Genomic DNA, 19340 nt, shown 5'->3' with positions numbered 1-19340 from the left:
GCATGAGGAAGGAAAAGAATCAGTATGATGCCATTGTGGTAGGCTCAGGTATATCGGGTGGTTGGGCAGCAAAAGAATTATGCGAAAAAGGCTTAAAAACTTTAGTTCTTGAGAGAGGTAGAAATGTTGAACATATACAAGATTACCCCACCATGAATAAAGCTCCCTGGGAATTCGACCATAGAGGAAAAGAATCTCAGGAGGTGCAAGAAGATTATTATGTTCAGAGCAAAACCTATGCTTTTGATGAAGGCACTAAACATTTCTGGGTAAATGATAAAGAAAATCCCTACACTCATCCTGAAAATAAGGAATTTCGCTGGATTAGGGGGAATCATGTTGGGGGACGATCTCTAACATGGGGGCGACAAAGCTACAGATTATCTCCTATGGATTTTGAAGCAAATGCCATAGATGGAGTAGGAGTGGATTGGCCAATACGATATGAAGATTTAGCACCATGGTACGATAAAGTAGAAGAGTTTATAGGTGTTTCAGGTAGAAATGAAGGGTATTCACAATTGCCTGATGGTAAATTTCAACCTCCAATGGATATGTATTGTGTAGAGGAAAAGGTGAAAGGAGCTATTGAGAGAAATTGGGATGATCGATTTATGACCATTGGTAGAACGGCCAATCTCACGCAAAATAAACACAATCGTTCTAAATGTCAATATCGAAATTTATGCAGCAGAGGTTGTCCTTATGGGGCTTATTTCAGTAGTCAATCCTCTACACTTCCTGCAGCGGTGACTACAGGCAATATGACTTTAAGACCTAATTCTATTGTAGAATCGGTTATTTTGGATGAAAATACCAACAAAGCCAAAGGGGTAAGAATTATAGATGCAGAAACTAACGAGTATCATCAGTATTATGCAAAAGTCATCTTTTTATGTGCTTCTACATTAGGTTCAACCTGGATAATGCTGAACTCTAAAAGTGACCGTTTCCCTGAAGGCTTGGGCAATACGAGTGGTTCATTGGGACAGAATTTGATGGATCATCATTTTGAGGTTTATATAACTGCACAATTTGATGATTTTAACGATAAGTATTATACAGGTTACAGGCCAAACGGAATTTATATTCCTCGTTTTCAAAATATAAAATCAAGGCATCCCGATTTTATTCGAGGCTACGGATTTCAAGGTGGAGCCAATAGAAAAGGTTGGGGTTATGGAAATCGTTTAGCAGGTTTTGGAGCTGAATTTAAAGATGCTCTCATGAAACCAGGACCTTGGGAAATGTTTTTGATGCCATTTGGGGAAACATTACCGTATACAGATAATAAAGCTACCCTTAATGAAAACGTACGAGATAAGTGGGGACTGCCAACGCTGCATATTGATTGCGAGTTTAAGCAAAACGAGTACAGTATGCGAAAAGACATGATGAAGACTGGTCAAGAAATGATGGAAGTAGCAGGTGGTAAGAATATTGAAGCTGTGAATTTACTAGCTATCCCAGGTTTTGGAATCCATGAAATGGGTACTGCCAGGATGGGCCGCGACTCCAAAACCTCTATGTTGAATAAGCATAACCAATTACATGAGGTGCCGAACGTTTTTGTTACAGATGGGGCGGCCATGACATCTTCTGCTTGTCAGAATCCTAGTTTAACTTATATGGCTTTAACTGCCAGAGCGGTAGATTTTGCGGTGTCAGAATTAAAGAAGATGAATTTGTAATTACTTATGGAAATATCTCTTACTACACCAGCTCTACTTTTTCCCACCATTTCATTATTGTTATTGGCTTACACCAATCGTTTTTTAGCTATAGCGAATTTGATTAGAAGTTTGCATGCTCGCTATATGAATGAACAGGATGTTAACATTAAAGCACAGATTTCAAATTTAAAAAAGCGTGTTATTTTGATTCGTAATATGCAATTGCTAGGGATTTTATCTTTGTTTTTTTGTGTGGTCAGTATGTTTACTATTTATCAAGAGTATCAAATGGCAGGAAATATCATTTTTGGATTTTCTTTAGTTTTACTCATGATTTCACTTTTACTCTCCATAGTAGAAATCCAAATAAGTGTAAAGGCCTTAAATATTCAAATGGAAGATATTGAGAAGTAGATAAATATAATTTAGTTGATAAAATTGCTTTTTGTAACCTTAATATCATTCGTACTTTAGCATAACCGCCTTGCATTCGTATAACTTTACACATAGTTATTTTTTAGGTAATTTGGCATATCTACTTTTACAATCCATTTTAAACAGCTACAATTATGGTGATTTCATTGCGGTGTGCTGCAAAAGAATGAGCAGCGTGTATTTGTTCAAGATTTAAATAGGGATAAGTTTCAAGAATTTCTTTTTCGCTCATCCCTGAAGCAAACTATTTTAGAACATCACCTACAGTAATTCTGGTGCCTTTTATACAAGCATTTACAAATCGGATATTAGGGTTGATACTTATATATTCTTGAATATTTTCAATCATGATTCTTTCTAATTTAAAACGATGATTTAAATACTTAGTTAATTACTAAAGTACAATTTTAAATCATCATTGGTTGAAATTAATTTTAATTGATTTATCTGTTATCAAATGAAAAGGATTTATTTTCATTAAATTCAATCAATTTCATTAATTCTATGTTATGTGCATGTGCAATCTCAAGAAATAAAATATCCTAATTCAGCCCTTAATTTAGCCCGAAAAACAGGTGATTCTTTAGCAGATAAAACAGTTAAAGATTTATTTGAAAACGGCTTTAATCCTTTATCTAATGAAAGCTATAATAAGCTGATTTTCAACCATCAGTCCATTCCCGATGAGTTTCCAAAAAGCTTAAAGCACTTTTTTGCGTCATTCAGGGACTATCAAATTGATGAAAAGTTAGCCCAAAGAGGAGCTGATTTTTATGTGGAGCATGCTTCTGCCATTATGCTATGCTTAGGAATGCTTTCTTTGCCTTATTGTTATGCAGCGGCTGAAGGAGCAAAAGTGTTGAGTTTTTCTAAAAGGATATATGAGCAGCCAGAAAAGCGACTTACAGAAACGGCTGAGTTTGTATTTGATGTTTGTAGTCCTGAAGCTTTCACTTCGCAAGGAAAAGGATTTATCAGCATAGCTAAGGTTAGATTAATGCATGCAGCAATTCGATATCATTTATTGAAAAGTGATAAATGGAATGATGAACAAGGAACTCCTGTTAATCAGGAAGATATGGCAGGAACAAATCTTTCTTTTTCTTTAATTGCGATTAGAGGTCTGAGGAAGTTAGGTTATACTGTTTCAGCTGATCAATCCCAAAATTATATTCAGTTTTGGAATTTAATAGGAAAGATGTTAGGTGTCCATAGCGAATGGCTACCAGGTACAAACCATGAAGCTTTTATTCTAGAACAAAAAATAAAGAATCGAAATTTTCGAAAGTCAGTAGAAGGGGAGATGCTGGCCTTGAATTTGCAAAACTACATTAAAAGTCAACCATTACCCTTTAATTTTCCAAGCGAAACGATGATGTCATACCTATTGGGAGAAGACATTTGTAAAATGATAGCCCTGCCTTATGATAATCTACAGGTTGATTTGCTAAGCAACATTAAAAATTTAAACGCCATTAAAAATGTGTTTCCATCTAATCATAAAAAGGAATTCATAAACTTAAAAAAGCAATTTGGTGAACGTAACTTCCAAAATGTCCCTTTTAAGTTTTTGACTCAGCTAGAAGGATAATTCTTTAAAAAGTATGTCGATTTTGTTCTAAATACCTCTTAAAGCAATTTAATCAATACTTCTTTTATCTATTCTTATTTTACTATCTCAGGATGAGCTGGTATATTTTTGTTAAATTCTCACATTTTCTAATTCTCTATAGATTTAGTAGATTTATATCGTTTTATCATTCTATATTTGTGTTGATTTAACTTTGAGTATGGACTTTCAAACTATTGCGACTTTAACGGTCATTATATTAGCGATAATTCTTTTTGTTACAGAAAAGCTTTCAGTTGATTTAATTGGATTAGTGATTATCTGTGCTTTAGTAATTACGGGAGTGATTAGCCCAGTTGAAGGAATTCAAGGCTTTAGCAATACCGCCACTATTACGGTAGCTTTTATGTTTGTGATGAGTGCTGCACTTTTAAAAACTGGAGCTCTCCAGTTTGTAGCTTATAAGCTTTCTGCTATTTTTAAACGTAGCTTTAGATTAGGTTTAGTATTAATGATGCTTTTGATAGCGTTGATCTCTGCTTTCATCAATAATACACCCATAGTGGCAGTTTTTATTCCTGTTGTGATTCAGATTGCTAAAAGCACGGGCAAAAGTCCTTCACAGCTTTTAATTCCACTTTCTTTTGCTTCAATTTTCGGAGGTACTTGTACTTACATTGGAACTTCAACCAATGTATTGGTAAGTGGTATAGCTCAAGATTTTGGTTTTGAAGGGTTTAGCATGTTTCAGTTACTGCCGTTTGGTTTTATATTAGTTGCCGTGGGAACTTTATACATGATGCTAATTGGCTCTAGAATTTTACCCAAAAATCGACAAAATGAAGAAAATTTAGAGGAAAAGTTCGGGATGAGAGAATATCTTACTGAGATTGAACTCCAAGATAATACAGATTCTATTGGTAAGACCATTATGCAAAGTCCATTGGTTACTGATTTGAAAATAGATATTCTTGAAATTAATAGACAAGGTATTCGCTATAATTTACCACAAGGAGATTTTATTTTACACTCGGGTGATATTCTAAAAGTCCGCTGTAATTTGTCCAATATTAAAGAGCTAAAAAGCAGAGCTAAGATACTAGAAGGCTCTTCCGTAAAGATGGCAGGCGATAATTTGCAAGGGACGGGTACTTCTTTAGTAGAAATGGTCATCAGCGCCAACTCCGAATTTGATGGAAAAAACCTACAAGAATTGGATTTTAGAAGACGATTTAGAGCTTCTCCATTAGCAATTCGCCACAGAGAAGAGGTTTTGCATGAGGATTTATATGATATCAAATTAAAAGCAGGTGATGTTTTATTAGCTGAAGTAAAATCTCATTATGTAAAAGAGTTACGTAAAAAAGAAATGAGTCAAAATGCACCATTTGCTTTGCTCTCTTCCGATATAGTCATAGATTTTAATAAAAAGCAGTTTTATATAGTAACTACTGTTTTGGCTATTGTGATTGCATTAGCCACTTTTGGTATTTTAGACATTGTAATTTCTGTTATGGCTGGAGTGGTAACATTGGTGTTGCTTAATGTAATGAATATGAGAGAGGTGTATAAAGCCATTAATTGGAAAATCGTATTTTTATTGGCTGGAGTTTTAAGTTTTGGTGTAGCCTTAAGCAATACAGGTTTAGATCAGAAGATTGCAAGTGGACTGTTGAGTCAATTGGGCGATTTTGGACCTGTTATCGTACTCAGCGGTTTATATTTCGTTACTTCCATGTTAACTGAATTGATGTCTAACAATGCTACAGCAGCTTTAATGGCACCCATTGCTATTGCAATCAGTATTCAATTAGGCTTGGTACCTACGCCTTTTTTAATGGCAGTGACCTTTGCTGCCTCGGCAAGTTTTATGACACCAATTGGCTATCAAACCAATACTATGGTGTACACTGCAGGAAGTTATAAATTCACTGATTTCACTAAGGTGGGGGTAATGTTGAATTTGCTTTTCTGGGTGTTGGCAACAGTTTTCTTACCGCTGATATTTCCTTTTCAACCGATTTAAAGGTTTCCTTTTAACCAACAATCTAAACCATCTGTAAACATGTGGAATAGAAGACCAATTGCAACTAAGCGACTTCTTTTAGGAAATAGTAAAAAGAAATAAATCAGAATGGCATAATAAGAATGCAGTGGATGGAAGCCTATGCTACATCTATCGGGGTCAAAAATAGGAGAGGCCAAAAGATGATCTAAATCGACCAGCATTGTACCTATTAAAATTAAGTACGCATTTCTCCAGTTTTTTGCATTATACAATTTTGCTATTCCCAGAGGAGCTATGAAATGTAAAGTATAGTGAATGAAGGTTGCAATCATTTTATAGGAAATGGTTTTGTAAAATTTATAAGCTTACTTTCTAACATTTAGGTCTAAATTATTGAATTCTTTAATAGAAGCTATTTTATGAAACTATTTTCGATTAAAGACTTGTATATAGGATTAGATTGTAAAGTAGAAGGATTTCCGATAATAATCAATTTCCTCTTTGCGCGAGTTAATGCAACATTTAAACGTCTATAATCACGTAAAAAACCAATATTTCCTTCCGAATTGGAACGCACTAAACTAAGAATGATTACTTCCTTTTCTCTTCCCTGAAAACCATCGATAGATTTAATTTCAACATGATAATCTTTAAGAGCAGATTTTAAGCGACTTACTTGTTGATCATAGGGAGAAATAATCCCTATATCTTCCGGAAACAAGCGTGATGATAATAAGACATCTGTAATTTCTTTTGTAATTTCTATTTCTTTCTTATTAAACCAAGAATGACTTTCAGCTAATTGTTCTTCCTGTCCATCAGTGCAAGCAATAAATACGATTGGCTTTGAAGCCTTAACAACATCTTCAATGGAAGGATTTATATAAGGATAAGGCTCAAACCCTGGTAAATCCTTGAGACTGTGCTTGGAAACTGAAGGGTGCGCTTTAAGCTGATTTGCATAGAAGTTTTCATTTGAAAACCTCATAATATCTTGGTGCATTCTGTATTGAATAGTTAAGATATCAATTCGATCCTCTGGCAATTCAGCTTGAAACCTTTCAAATAGACTAATACTTAGTTCATTTGCCTCCTTTGCTTTCACGGTAGGTGGAAGTTGCTTATGGTCTCCCGCTAATATCCATTTTCTTCCCTTCACTAGGGGAATTAAAGCTTCAGGCTCTGTGGATTGAGTTGCTTCATCTATACACACTACATCAAATATAATATCCTTCAATAACTCGCTTCCCGCAGATGAATTAGTCGAACAAATTACGGCACTTTTCTCTAGAATGCTTTCGATTGCTTTTGCTTGTAATGTTTGAGCTTCTTCATAACCCTTATTGATATCTTGCTGAATTTTTATCCACTTCGCCATCTTTCTCAGCTTGGCAGTTTGTATTCCTCGGTAAGGTTTTTTAGAACTAGCTAATTGTATTATTTTTTGATCGCTTAATCCTCTACTGTTTTGTCCAGAGGCTGGTACATAATCCTCTTGTTCTTTTTTTAATAACTGAATTTTATTCCATATACCATTTGCTTGTTGATAATCTGGGTGATCTTGAAGCTGTACATCTAAACTTAAATTGAGTAAATTTTCATTCATTCTAATTGGATTACCAATTCGAGTTGATGGGATTTTTAAGTCTTGTAACTTCTCCAAAATATTATCTACAGCCGTATTGGAAGGAGCGGTAACGAGAATCTTTTTCTCCTTCTCAAATAATGCTTTTATTAAATGAGATAGGGTAGTAGTCTTACCTGTTCCTGGAGGTCCATGAATTAGAAAAATATCATTTGATGCTAAAGCTTTTTCAATAATTTCCTTTTGTTTCTTATTTAAAAATTTACTTGAATAAGGTATAGGTTTTTGGTTTCCTCTTTCTTGAAATAAGTCAATATTAGATTTTATATATTCTTGTTGATTGGGTCGCTGATCAAGCACCGAAAGCGCATCCAACATTCTTTGAAAAGTGATATCATTCGAAAAAAGATCAAGTCGGAGATTTCTTCCAAATACTAAAAAAGGAGGTGCTTTACTATAAGCGATTGTGATACTCCTTTTTGTTTTACTTACCACTGTAGCCTGCTCTTCTTTTCCGGTCGGTTTTTCCTTGGAAATTATTACTACATCTCCGTTGGAAATTTCATTATCTGGTAGACCAGATCCGCGAACAAATTTGACCAAATAAGCGCCTCCAACACCCGTACCAGAATCCTGTCCGGATAGACCAAGTATAGCTCTTCCTTTTGATTCTCTTTGCCTAGCCGATAGCATGAGAATTTCATTAAGGTGAAATTCCATTTCAGCTTTTCTTTCTTCCTGAATTAAGCGTCCAAAATAATTTTTGTATTGTGCTATCTCTGTGAACCTTTTCATTTTTGATATTGATCTACTTGGCTTCACAAACTTAAGTAAAAGAGTATAGTTTTAAGAACTTATTTAATCAAGTAGGAGAGAATGGTAAAGTGCAATTTTATTAATAAGTGTAATTTGTGATACGACCTCCTTTTTGAAAATCCCGCCTCACAGACCTGTCTTTTTACGGTCATTATTCTCTCAGCATAAATTGACTTATTTTGATATTGGAGATATTCTTATCGAAATCTTATTTAAAGTGCCAAATATTGGATTTTTTGGAGTGTTTGTTATCGCAATAGATTATTTGGTTAAAATATTTCACTTCATGTAAAGTTTGGATAGAATTATATAATATGTTATAAATGAGATTTTAATGAATTTTAAATCTAGTAATACTTTAATTAACTACCTGAGTTTATATTTAATTGTAATGTACTCAACGAAATAATATTCTGCTTTTTTAGAAGTCCTAAAATGCAATGGTTTACTGGTTGTTTGTATGGTTTATGATGATTTGCAATAATTTTGTAGGATAGAGTAATTTGTATTAAATCCAGTTTTTGAGGATTGATATTTTTGTAGAGGATTCAGAGTCATGGACTTTATGAAGATATTGATTGTTTTAAGAGTTGGTTATGAAATTGTAGTATTATTGAAATAATATAATTTCAGTTTTCGTAAAATACTTTTGCCTGATTTTAGAGGTTTAACATTTGTAGTTTTTTTGATTACTATTATTTCATGAGAAAAGTAATTCTAATATTAATTACTCTTCTATTCTTTAGTGTTTTCGCTTTCTATTTTTGGGCGAGTTCAAGTTTTAATAATTCCGATGACTATAATCAAATTGTTAGTTATCATCCGGTTTTGGAAAATACCTCAAATACTTTTTCAACTATGACCTACAACATTGGCTACTTATCGGGGATGAAAAACAATCTACCAATTGATAGATCGGAGTCTTTATTTTCTGATAATCTTGCGCAGTCTATAAAGTCGTTAGACGAGCATAATTTTGACTTTATTACTTTACAAGAAATTGATTTGGGAGCCAATCGAAGTTACAATTATAATCAATTTGATAGCTTGGGTTTTTTCTTAAGTTTTGCTCAGGGAGCTTATGCCGTAAACTGGGATAAACAATATGTTTCATTTCCGTAATTCCCTATTCGAAACCATTTTTGTCAAATGCATTCTGGGCAGGGGATACTTTGTAAAATGCAAATTATTTAGAATGAATAAGGTGTTTTAGATCAGCCGGAAAGTGCTCCTTTTTACTATAAAGTATTTTTTGTCTAGACAGACTTTTGCAAATATGTAAAGTACAAATTGGTAAAAGAGAATTACTGATTATGAATGTTCATTTGGAAGCCTTCGATCAAGAGACTAGAGATTTACAAGCACAACAGGTTTAGCAAGTTTATATGGAATGGTCAAAGGCTTTTCCTGTTATTTTAATGGGAAATTTTAATAGTCGTTCTCCCTTTGCAACTGAAAATGAAGAAGAAGAAAAAACAATAGAATTGTTTTTCAATTGTGTAGATATTGAGGAAGCAATTTCAAGAAAACGATATTTAGAAAATGAATCTCATTTTTTTACGTTTGATACAGGTAAACCATACGAAAGATTAGATTATATATTTTATGATAAAACTAAGATTCGCCTGATAGAGTCAGATGTACTGCGCGAGGCTAAATCTATTTCAGATCATCTACCAGTTTGGATGACTTTTGTTTTGATAGAATGACAGTTTTCAATTATTCTTCTTAATTTCAACTTTCCATAATTTAGCAATAAAATGAATATTAAGATTCAAAAACACTGGTCAAGGTTGGAAGATGCAAAAGCTTATTATGATGCTTTACTTCAAGTATTTAACGAAGAGCAATTAAATTTCCATTCCGAGCAAGGTTCTTGGTCAATGTTGGAAGTAATGCAGCATCTTTATACTTCAGAAAATATTAGCTTGCAGTTCATGCAAAATTTTGATTTCAATAGAAAGGATGAAAAAGTAGGATTGAAAGCTGAAATTAAAACTATGCTTTTGGTCAATCGATTGAATTCTAAGAAAAAGTATAAAGCGCCTAAAGTTTTATCCGAAAAGAAAGATAGTTTAAATATCAGTCATGATCCTCGTGAATTTTCTCATCAATGGGATAAGCTCAGAAATGATATGCTGATGTTTTTAAAAGAGTTTCCTGAAAATAAGATTAAGCATTTCGTATTTGCTCACCCTGCAGTTGGGAAGCTAAATGTTTTACAAACGATTCAGTTTTTTGTAGCACATTTAAAGCATCACCAGCATCAGATTGAAACGATTAATCACCATAAGGATTTTCCTAAATAATCTACTTGATAGGAGATAGCTCATGTTTTATCGAAAATATTATTTTTCTTCAGTAATTAGATGCTAAAAATTCCGTCTTTATTTATATTGCTGAAAATTTCACTTAATCATAAACCATGATCCCAGAATTAGAAAAATTAACTGAATCTGAAATTGACATCTTAAAGAAAATACCGGCTATGGTCACTATTTTAATAGCTGGTGCTGATGAAGAAATTAGTAAAAATGAAATAAAGGAGGCTATTAATTTGACTAAGATAAAGCAAAGCAAAGCTAGAAAAGAATTAATAGGTTATTACCAACTGGTAGCTCCTGACTTTGAGAAAAGTTTAAATGAGCTGCTTAAATCCTATCCTAAAGAAACAGAAGTAAGAAGTAAACTAGTAATAGAGGATATAGAGAAATTAAATGGTATTTTAAAGAAGGTAGACAAAAACTGGGCTTTTCAATTTGTGGAATCAATGAAAGATATAGCTAAAAAAGTTGCTGAATCAGCTGGGGGCGTTTTTGGATATTTATCTATTGGATATGAAGAGTCTAAACTTATTGATTTGAAAATGATAAAAGTACCTAATTGAGGTACTTTTTTTTATATACATAATTCAATTTAGACTTATGCTTTATTAGGTTTCTGGATTTTTCTTAGGATATATTTTAACGTTTTTGGGTTTTCTTTAATAACAGAACTAAGAACATTTGAGCCGTGACCATTCTATCAAAGCATTATTTTCACCACTTAACAAATCCTATTTTTTATTTTCAGAAAATCCCTCTAATTTCCGCAAATGGAAAACGATAAAGAGTTGGAAAATAATGATCCTCCCGTTCTAGGGAAGTGGAAGAATTTCTACTGGTTATTGATTATCGTATTAGTCAGTTTGATTGGTATATTTTATGCTATAACCCGATATTTTGAATGAGCGCTTTAGATTGGATTGTCCTTTTCGGAACACTTTTATTGATTGTCGGATATGGTGTTTATAAAACAAAGGGTAGCAAAAACATTGAGTCTTATCTGAAAGGAGACAATAGCATGAAATGGTGGACTATAGGTCTTTCCATTATGGCTACTCAAGCCAGTGCCATCACTTTCTTATCCACTCCTGGGCAGGCCTACGAAAGTGGAATGGGTTTTATTCAGTTTTATTTTGGTTTACCAATAGCCATGATAATCTTGAGCATCTGGGTTTTGCCTATCTATTACAAATTAAAAGTTTACACTGCATATGAATATTTAGAATCCCGCTTTGATTTAAAAACAAGGATTTTAGGAGCATTTTTATTTTTAGTTCAACGAGGCTTAGCTGCAGGAATTACTATTTATGCACCGGCTATAATATTATCCTCTATTTTAGGGTGGCCATTAGTGTACACTACGATTATCATAGGATCTTTAGTAATTATTTACACCGTAAGTGGTGGTACAAAGGCAGTGAGTCAAACCCAAAAGCATCAGATGATTGTCATGATGGGAGGAATGATAGTGGCTGGGCTTTTTGTCGTAAAATTACTTCCTGAAGATATTGGTATAGTGGAGGCAACAAAAATAGCTGGTCATTTGGGGAAACTTGATTTGATTAACACGGAAGTGGATTTAGAAAATCGCTATACTTTATGGACGGGTTTAATAGGAGGCTTGTTTGTAGCCTTATCGTATTTTGGAACCGACCAGTCACAAGTAGCGCGATATTTATCAGGTAAAACATTGACAGAAAGTAGATTAGGATTAATGTTTAATGGTCTACTTAAAATTCCAATGCAATTTATTATTCTCTTTATTGGGGCATTAGTATTTGTATTTTATCAATTTAATCAGGCACCTGTTTTTTTTAATGAGGCAGCAAAAGATGAAGTATATCTAAATGAGGAGCAAAAAAGTAAGTATCAAGCTGTAGAGCATGAGTATGCAAATTTATTTGAAGAGAAAAGAAGGCTAATTCTATTGTTATCAAATGCTGAAGGTGAGCAAATTGATGTTTTAAAAGAAAAAATCACGGTTATCGATAATCAGGAAGACGAATTACGAGATGAAGCTAAGACTATAATCAAAGCTACTAACCAAGATTTAGAAACTACGGATACTGATTATGTTTTCATCACCTTTGTAATGGAAAACTTACCTAAAGGAATAATTGGGCTTCTATTAGCCGTAATATTTTCTGCAGCTATGTCTTCAACGTCCTCCGAATTAAATGCACTAGCATCTACAAGTATTATTGATATCTATAAGCGAAATATTTACAAACATGGTAGTGAAAGGCATTACTTAATTGCCTCTAAGCTATTCACTTTATTTTGGGGAATAGTAGCTGTGTTTTTTGCAACTTTTGCAGGTTTATTAGATAATCTGATTCAAGCTGTAAATATATTAGGCTCCATATTTTATGGAACAATTTTAGGTATTTTTTTAACAGGATTTTTTATAAAGTATATAAAGGGAAATGCTGTGTTTTTTGGTGCAGTAATAGCACAAATTATAGTTTTATATTTTTATTTCTACAGTGAAATGGCCTATCTCTGGTTTAACCTCTTAGGTTGTGGGTTGGTAATTATCAGTGGTTTTTTATACCAGTATATCAAAAACAGAGGATAAAACTGATAGGTAGATTCACCCCTAGATAAGCGGTTGTACAAATTGCGAATATTTATTTTGGAGAATTTGTAGGTTCACAATCATTTATAATATTAGGGCATTTAACTACTCTTAACCTTATTCAATCGAAATTATAATGCTTATAACTTTAACCACCTATAATTTTTATATATTTGGAGGTTACCCTTGGTAATTGTATTTTTCAAATCTATATGAAGTTATACAGTAAAATAATCTTTTCTTTTCTTCTTTTAGTGGTGACTCATAATTTGATAGCTCAAGATCCTGAATTGGCTAAAATTTACCTAGAGCAAGCTGATCAGGTATATGCGGAAGCAAAAGATGCAATTGAGATCGCTAAAGATATTTACATTCAGGCTTCCGAAGCTGATACGATGAATGTAAGAGCCAATTATATGGCGGGTGTTCTCTACTTAGAAACTGTTAATAGAGACTACTCTACTAAATATTTTGAACGGGTAAAAAGACTAGATCCAAGATTTCGATTCAACATTGATTATTTGTTAGGAAGGGGATATCAATATGGTTTAGAATTTGATAAAGCCTTGCAATATTTTAATGCTTACAAAGAACACTTACTTTCCAATAAAAGCTATAGAGGCGCAGATAAAACATCTGTTTATGAGGTGAATGATCGAATTGAAGAGTGCAGAAATGCGCGTGAAATTATTGGTATGCCATCGTCTTACACAATAGAGAATATTGGTGAAAATATTAATTCCACATGGCCAGATTACGCACCTGTTCTGAATGAGGATGAGACCGTATTGATTTTTACTTCAAGACGACAAGAAGCAAATACCAATGAAAACGTGGACAAAGATAACTTCTATTATGAGGATATTTATATATCTAAAAAGAAGCAAGGACAATGGGGTAAGGCTGAAAATATAGGTCAAAACGTTAATACACTCTATCATGATTCTAACCTATTCTTAAGCAGTGACGGAAGGACACTTTATATCTATTCTGATGAAGGAAATGGAGATATTTATTTTAGTCAAGAAAATGAAAATGAGGAGTGGAGTACCCCCAAACCTTTAGGAGGAAGAATTAATTCACAAGGATTTGCTGAGCAGTCAATTTGGGTGTCGGACGATAATGAATTTATGATGTTTGCTTCCAATAGACCAGGAGGTCAAGGTGGATTTGATATTTATGGTTGTTACAAAGAAGACGGGGAATGGAATAGACCTTTCAATATGGGACCTGTAATTAATACGAAAAGTGATGAAGATGGACCATATATGGCCAAAGATGGGGTTACTTTATATTTTAGCAGTAAAGGGCATAAAGGGTTCGGTGGGTTTGATGTGTTCACCACCCAATTTAATGATGAAACCGAAAAATGGAATACTCCAGAGAATCTAGGGTATCCTGTAAATACAGTGGATGATGAAGTATATTTTCATCCTACATCAGATGGAGATAGAGGATACCTTGCTTCTGTAAGAGAAGAAGGTTTAGGATTCACGGATATTTATATGGTAAAACATGTCGGTGATTTGGAAAAAACAGCCAAATCGAGAATTTCTAAATTGAAGCAAAAAGAAAGTGATTTAAATTCTAAAGAGTTAGAAGTTAGGCAACGATCAATTGATTCAGTTTTAAATATTCCAGCTTATCAAATTTATTTTGATTTGAACTCTACTGCTGTAAATGAAGAATTTCAAAAGAGATTAGATGAAATGGCTAATTACTTAAAAACCCATGAAAGCTTAGGGATTCAAATTTCGGCTTTTGCTTCATCAGATGGTAATCCAAAATATAATTATGAATTATCAAATAGAAGAGCTCAATCAGTTTTAAATTATTTCTTGGAAAAAGGGATTGAATCAGATAGACTTGCAGCGAGGGGCTTTGGTGTCTTGACAGGTACTGAAGATAAATCTCGAAAAGCAGAAGTGAAAATTAAGGACTTGTCAGGATTTGAAGAAGAGTGAACTTCTATTTTGGAAGTTCACTCCTCACATAATTTATAATGAGTCAATTAAATCTTGGTTTCTTTTTACATATCCAAAGTCACCTGAACTATTCTTTTTTGCTAACTCTATAGATTTCTCAGCAACTTTTTTAGCTTCTTTTTTATCTCCCATTTTAGCTAAAATTTGCGCTTTTAAATGTAAGTTCCAAAATTGGGCGCTATTGTTACCTGTCGCTAAATAAGCATCAATCCAGCTTAAAGCTTGCTTTAAATCCTTATCGTTAGTATAATAATAATTAGCCGCTGTGATTAAGTTTCTAGGTTCTACTTTTGTGTAGCGCTCTATTTGTGCCATTACCATATCATCATATGATACTTCAAACGGAACTTTCAAACTTACATTTTCCCAACGAAAGTGAATGTTGGCAGAGGTATTGTCTGGGCTAATATCAGAAATTTGATAAGTCAAAGTTTCTACCTTTTCATCCAATTCTTCTACTTCTTGAATGACAGACATAACTTCTTTTGAGTTATCATAATTTCCAACATTTCCTCCGATAGAAAGGTCGCTATACAGTTTAAATTCCCATTCTTCCTCACCAGGTACCATAAAAATGAGGTATTTACCTGCTTCAATTTTGTTTCCTGCCAAAACTACATCAGTGCTGAACTCTAATACGGTACCACTGTTTGCACCAGCTCTCCATAAAGTTCCATAAGGCTGTAAGTAATCTGCTCCATCTCCAAAAATCTCTCTACCTTTTACACTTGGTCTAAAGTAATTAATGGAAACATCAGTTAACCCAACAGTAGTTTCCACTTTAGCAGCAGGTGATGGCTGTGGCATTGTGATTTGAGATTTTGCCTCAAATGCGACTATCATCATAAGTGATAATCCGATTGATAAAATTGTTTTTTTCATAATGATTGTGATTTTATTTAATTTGATTGCTATTTAGGAATCAAAAACTACATTTCTTAATGAAAGTTGCAAAAAAAAGATTGGATTACACATTTTTTGAAAATACTGATGTTGTGGAACTCGCTAAAATGTTGTTAGGAAAGGTGATTTGTACCAATATCAATGGAATTTATTGCGAGGCAATGATTACTGAAACTGAAGCTTATGCAGGTAGAAATGATAAAGCATGTCACGCGCATATGGGTAGATTTACGAACAGAACTTCCATGATGTATGAGCAGGGAGGAAAAGCTTATGTTTACCTATGCTATGGTATTCATCATTTATTTAATATCGTTTCCAACAAAAAGGGTCAGGCCGATGCTGTGCTAATTCGTTCGGTAGAGCCAGTTTCAGGACTTAAATACATGATGGAAAGAAGAAATGTGACAAAAGTTTCGCCTCAAGTTTTTGCAGGACCAGGGAAAATAAGTCAAGCTTTAGGAATTTCGAAGAAATATAATTCTGAGGATCTAGTGGTAAGTGAAGAACTATTCGTAGTAGACCATGAAATTCAAATAAATGATATTGTTTCTACGACAAGGATTGGAATTGACTATGCCGAAGAAGATGCCTTGCTTCCTTGGCGATTTTATATTTCTGGAAATAAATATGTAAGTCATCCCATATAATGCTTATTTTTTTTAAATTGACTTATTAAATCAATAACGCTATGGATAAATTCTTATGCCCTACGGATTTCTCAGAATATTCAAACAATGCACTTGAATATGCAGCAAAATTGCTACAGGTGAGAAAGGGAACGATGACTTTAATTCATATATTTTCTGAAAAAGAATTTACGCATGCCATTGAAGGAGAGAAATCAGAATTTGATGATTTAAAAGAATATGCGAAAAGTAAACTAAGTGGTTTAGCGGCAGAAATCGAAAATGAATATGGGTTTGATTGTGATTTCGTGCTTTCTATTGGAGAGGTAAATAATAGCATTTCAAAATACGCTGAAAAAAATGATTATGATTTAATTGTTATGGGCACACAAGGAAATGGCTATGATAGAAAGACAATAATTGGTAGTAGAACAATGAGGACGGTTGAGAAATCTAAAGTTCCTGTTATGACAATTCCCCTGGAGGCCGAATTTAAAGGGTTAAATTCCGTTGTTTATGCATCAGATTATTCTGAATTCGATAAAATTACAATGCAAAAATTGGTGAGTTTTATTTATAGTTTTAAAAGTAGAATTCGATTTGTACATGTCAGTCATTCTAAAAATGTAATGAGTGAAAAAAGTTATGAAGAATTTAAAACTGAACTTTCAAGTTTCCTAGGCTACGAAAAAATTAGTTACTATTTGAAGGAATATAAAAAGAATATCAGTTCTGGAGTTGAAGAATTTGTGAATGAACAACAAGGAGATTTGTTAGTCTTACTGAAAAGAAAGAGGAATTTTTTTGAAAAAATTATGGGAAATAGTGTTTCAACTGAAATTACCTATTTAAGCACTCATCCTTTATTGATTTATCATGAAAAATCCTGATTCACTTTGGAATGGTATTTTATTGATAATTTAAAAAGATGTATTAATTTTCATTAGTTTAAAGATTTTTATATGCTATTTTTAGAGTTTGATTTAATGAATTACTTCTGAAATCACATTTTTTAATTCTATAAATCATTCAATCAATTGATAAACAGATGATTAGCATTGTGTGTGATCAAATCCGTATTTCTTTTATTATGGAGTGCAGGTTAAGGATCGGATTGATTAAAGTCAATACTTTTGTTATTTTTATAAAATATTTTTAAGAATTGAGGTAAGTTTTTAATAATTTAATTATTGTAAGATAATTTGTATTTTAATGTCTTAACAAGAAAAAACTAATGTGGCAATGAAAGTATTGTGGTTAACACTTATAGCATTTTGTTTATTAGGGAATAATGTTAAATCTCAGGATAAACCTGTGATAATTGATTCCTTAGAAAGTGTGTATGATGATATAGCCCCAGTATTAACTCCTGATGAAAATTTATTGTATTTCACTAAGAAGAATCATCCTGAAAATTATGGTGGCGAAAAAGATCCTGGAGATATTTGGTTAAGCACCAAAAATAATGACGGTACATGGTCTAAACCGGAAAGAGTAAAAGGGCCGCTAAATAATAGTGATTACAATTCCCCAATCGGTATTACACAAGATGGAAACATCATGTATGTTGTAGGGAATTATAAAAGTCCGCGTAAAGGAGGAGTTTCCTACTCTCGTAAAATTGGTGAAAACTGGAGTGAACCACAACCAATAGACATACCATATTTTAAGAATAAATCGGAGCATCTATCTGGTAGCCTAAGTAAGGATGGTAAAATAATGGTACTTAGCTTGGAAAGCTTTGGTTCCAGAGGAAATGAAGATATATATTACACATTTCGAAAATCATTAGATGAATGGACAGAGCTAAGGAATCTTGGAGTAGATATTAATACAGAAGCTCAAGACTTAACACCTTATTTGGCTTCCGATAACAAAACCCTTTTTTTTAGCTCAAATGGCAGAGGTGGAAAAGGAAGTAGAGACGTATTTTATTCCAAAAGAAAAGATGCTACTTGGACAACCTGGTCTGAAGTAAAAAGTGTTGCTGATATAAATACGGAAGGAGCAGATTGGTACTTCAAATTAGTCTCTGATGGAAATTTAGCGCTCTTGGTCAATACGGTAAACAGTGTAGGTTTGGGAAATATTATGCAAACTGAGAGCCCAAATGATATTATTATTGAACCTGAGGTTGAAAAAAGCATGACAGCTTCAACTCAATCCGTAATAGCGATAAATAGTAATGCTCAGCGAAAACCATTAGTTAAGGAAAAAGTACAAGTTCAATTTAAAATTGTGGATGGATTTACAGGAGCTGAACTTAAGCCTCAGCTTTTAATTAAAGGGATAAATGAAAATAGTAAGAGTTCTTATTCAGAGATTATTATGAATAAAAACTCATCTTATAAAACTCATCTTAATAAAGATTCTGTTTATACAATTGATATTTCTGTAGAAGGATATTTAGATGATCTTCGAACTCTCAAAACCGATACAATATCAGATAATTCTATCGTAACACTTGAGCTTTTAAGTTTGGAAAAGGGTACCACAATTCAACTCAAGAATGTTCTTTTTGTAAGAGGCACAGCAGACATTAAGGATGGCTCATTTGAGGAGCTGAATAGAGTTTATATGATGTTAAAGAAAAATCCTAATGTTGAAATTGAGCTTTCAGGTCATACAGATAATACAGGAAGTGCTAAATTAAATATAGAATTGTCACAACAACGTTCTGATAGGATTAAAGAATATTTAGTGGAGAAAGGAATTGATTCCAAAAGATTAGAAAGTAAGGGGTATGGAGGAGCAAGACCGATTGCAAGTAATAAATCTGAAGCAACAAGAAAGTTGAATAGAAGAGTAGAGTTTACAATTATCAAAATTTAATT

Annotated in this window: 17 protein-coding genes and 1 pseudogene; 14 read left to right on the top strand and 4 right to left on the bottom strand. The window is 33.1% G+C overall.

Translation table 11 applies throughout. The annotated features are described in order from the left end of the window. The first annotated feature begins 2 nt into the window (after positions 1-2). Both VFM92_RS04775 and VFM92_RS04770 read left to right on the top strand, forming a co-directional pair. Positions 3-1691 (top strand): GMC family oxidoreductase, encoded by a 1689-nt coding sequence (locus VFM92_RS04775; protein WP_325121051.1) that lies wholly within the window; start codon positions 3-5, stop codon positions 1689-1691. Between the two features lie 6 nt (positions 1692-1697). After that, positions 1698-2087 (top strand): DUF2721 domain-containing protein, encoded by a 390-nt coding sequence (locus VFM92_RS04770; RefSeq protein ID WP_325121050.1) that lies wholly within the window; start codon positions 1698-1700, stop codon positions 2085-2087. Positions 2088-2226: 139 nt separating this feature from the next. Here the strand turns inward: VFM92_RS04770 and VFM92_RS04765 are convergent. Beyond that, positions 2227-2457 (bottom strand): annotated as a pseudogene (locus tag VFM92_RS04765) (DUF433 domain-containing protein). 162 nt (positions 2458-2619) lie between these two features. Between VFM92_RS04765 and VFM92_RS04760 the strand changes: the two are divergent. Together VFM92_RS04760 and VFM92_RS04755 are read left to right on the top strand one after the other, a co-directional pair. Next, entirely contained in the window at positions 2620-3699 is a 1080-nt protein-coding gene (locus VFM92_RS04760) for an oxygenase MpaB family protein (RefSeq protein ID WP_325121049.1), read from the top strand. A 199-nt stretch (positions 3700-3898) separates the two neighbouring features. Then, positions 3899-5704 (top strand): SLC13 family permease, encoded by a 1806-nt coding sequence (locus VFM92_RS04755; RefSeq protein WP_325121048.1) that lies wholly within the window; start codon positions 3899-3901, stop codon positions 5702-5704. Here VFM92_RS04755 and VFM92_RS04750 read toward each other — a convergent pair. Continuing rightward, positions 5701-6018 (bottom strand): DUF6122 family protein, encoded by a 318-nt coding sequence (locus VFM92_RS04750; protein WP_325121047.1) that lies wholly within the window; start codon positions 6016-6018, stop codon positions 5701-5703. The genes VFM92_RS04755 and VFM92_RS04750 overlap by 4 nt on opposite strands. 80 nt (positions 6019-6098) lie before the next feature. Then, the gene (locus tag VFM92_RS04745) at positions 6099-8066 is read right to left on the bottom strand and encodes an IGHMBP2 family helicase (RefSeq protein ID WP_325121046.1); all 1968 of its coding nucleotides are present in this window, start codon (positions 8064-8066) and stop codon (positions 6099-6101) included. Between the two features lie 723 nt (positions 8067-8789). Here VFM92_RS04745 and VFM92_RS04740 point away from each other — a divergent pair. From VFM92_RS04740 to VFM92_RS04710, 7 genes are all read left to right on the top strand, one after another. Then, positions 8790-9209, top strand: a complete 420-nt coding sequence (locus VFM92_RS04740; RefSeq protein ID WP_325121045.1) for a hypothetical protein — start codon at positions 8790-8792, stop codon at positions 9207-9209. A gap of 263 nt (positions 9210-9472) precedes the next feature. Beyond that, a complete protein-coding gene (locus VFM92_RS04735; protein WP_325121044.1) occupies positions 9473-9796 on the top strand; it encodes an endonuclease/exonuclease/phosphatase family protein in 324 nt (107 codons plus the stop codon). A gap of 51 nt (positions 9797-9847) precedes the next feature. After that, complete coding sequence (locus tag VFM92_RS04730; RefSeq protein WP_325121043.1) at positions 9848-10396, top strand: DinB family protein; 549 nt, start codon at positions 9848-9850, stop codon at positions 10394-10396. 116 nt (positions 10397-10512) lie between these two features. Further along, positions 10513-10974 carry a hypothetical protein gene (locus VFM92_RS04725; protein WP_325121042.1) on the top strand — a complete coding sequence of 154 codons (462 nt, stop codon included), beginning with the start codon at positions 10513-10515 and terminating at the stop codon, positions 10972-10974. Positions 10975-11181: 207 nt separating this feature from the next. After that, positions 11182-11316, top strand: coding sequence for a hypothetical protein (locus VFM92_RS04720; protein ID WP_325121041.1), 135 nt, complete (start codon positions 11182-11184; stop codon positions 11314-11316). Further along, positions 11313-12989, top strand: coding sequence for a sodium:solute symporter (locus tag VFM92_RS04715; RefSeq protein WP_325121040.1), 1677 nt, complete (start codon positions 11313-11315; stop codon positions 12987-12989). The genes VFM92_RS04720 and VFM92_RS04715 overlap by 4 nt, the downstream gene beginning before the upstream one ends. A 212-nt stretch (positions 12990-13201) precedes the next feature. Continuing rightward, complete coding sequence (locus tag VFM92_RS04710) at positions 13202-14953, top strand: OmpA family protein (RefSeq protein ID WP_325121039.1); 1752 nt, start codon at positions 13202-13204, stop codon at positions 14951-14953. A 33-nt stretch (positions 14954-14986) separates the two neighbouring features. On the opposite strand, the gene VFM92_RS04705 is transcribed toward VFM92_RS04710, so the two are convergent. Next, positions 14987-15856, bottom strand: a complete 870-nt coding sequence (locus tag VFM92_RS04705) for a DUF2911 domain-containing protein (RefSeq protein ID WP_325121038.1) — start codon at positions 15854-15856, stop codon at positions 14987-14989. A gap of 59 nt (positions 15857-15915) precedes the next feature. On the opposite strand from VFM92_RS04705, the gene VFM92_RS04700 reads away from it, so the two are divergent. The 3 genes from VFM92_RS04700 (at position 15916) to VFM92_RS04690 (ending at position 19338) form a co-directional block, all read left to right on the top strand. Continuing rightward, the gene (locus tag VFM92_RS04700; protein WP_325121037.1) at positions 15916-16527 is read left to right on the top strand and encodes a DNA-3-methyladenine glycosylase; all 612 of its coding nucleotides are present in this window, start codon (positions 15916-15918) and stop codon (positions 16525-16527) included. 41 nt (positions 16528-16568) lie between these two features. Next, positions 16569-17396: a universal stress protein gene (locus VFM92_RS04695; protein ID WP_325121036.1), complete on the top strand. Its 828-nt coding sequence runs from the start codon at positions 16569-16571 to the stop codon at positions 17394-17396. Positions 17397-17748: 352 nt separating this feature from the next. Next, positions 17749-19338, top strand: a complete 1590-nt coding sequence (locus VFM92_RS04690; protein WP_325121035.1) for an OmpA family protein — start codon at positions 17749-17751, stop codon at positions 19336-19338. Positions 19339-19340 lie beyond the last annotated feature (2 nt).

The organism is Marivirga sp., from assembly GCF_035704835.1.
Classification (GTDB): Bacteria; Bacteroidota; Bacteroidia; order Cytophagales; family Cyclobacteriaceae; genus Marivirga.
The sequence above is the reverse complement of the archived record's forward strand: the minus strand, read 5'-3'. Positions and strand labels throughout refer to the sequence as shown.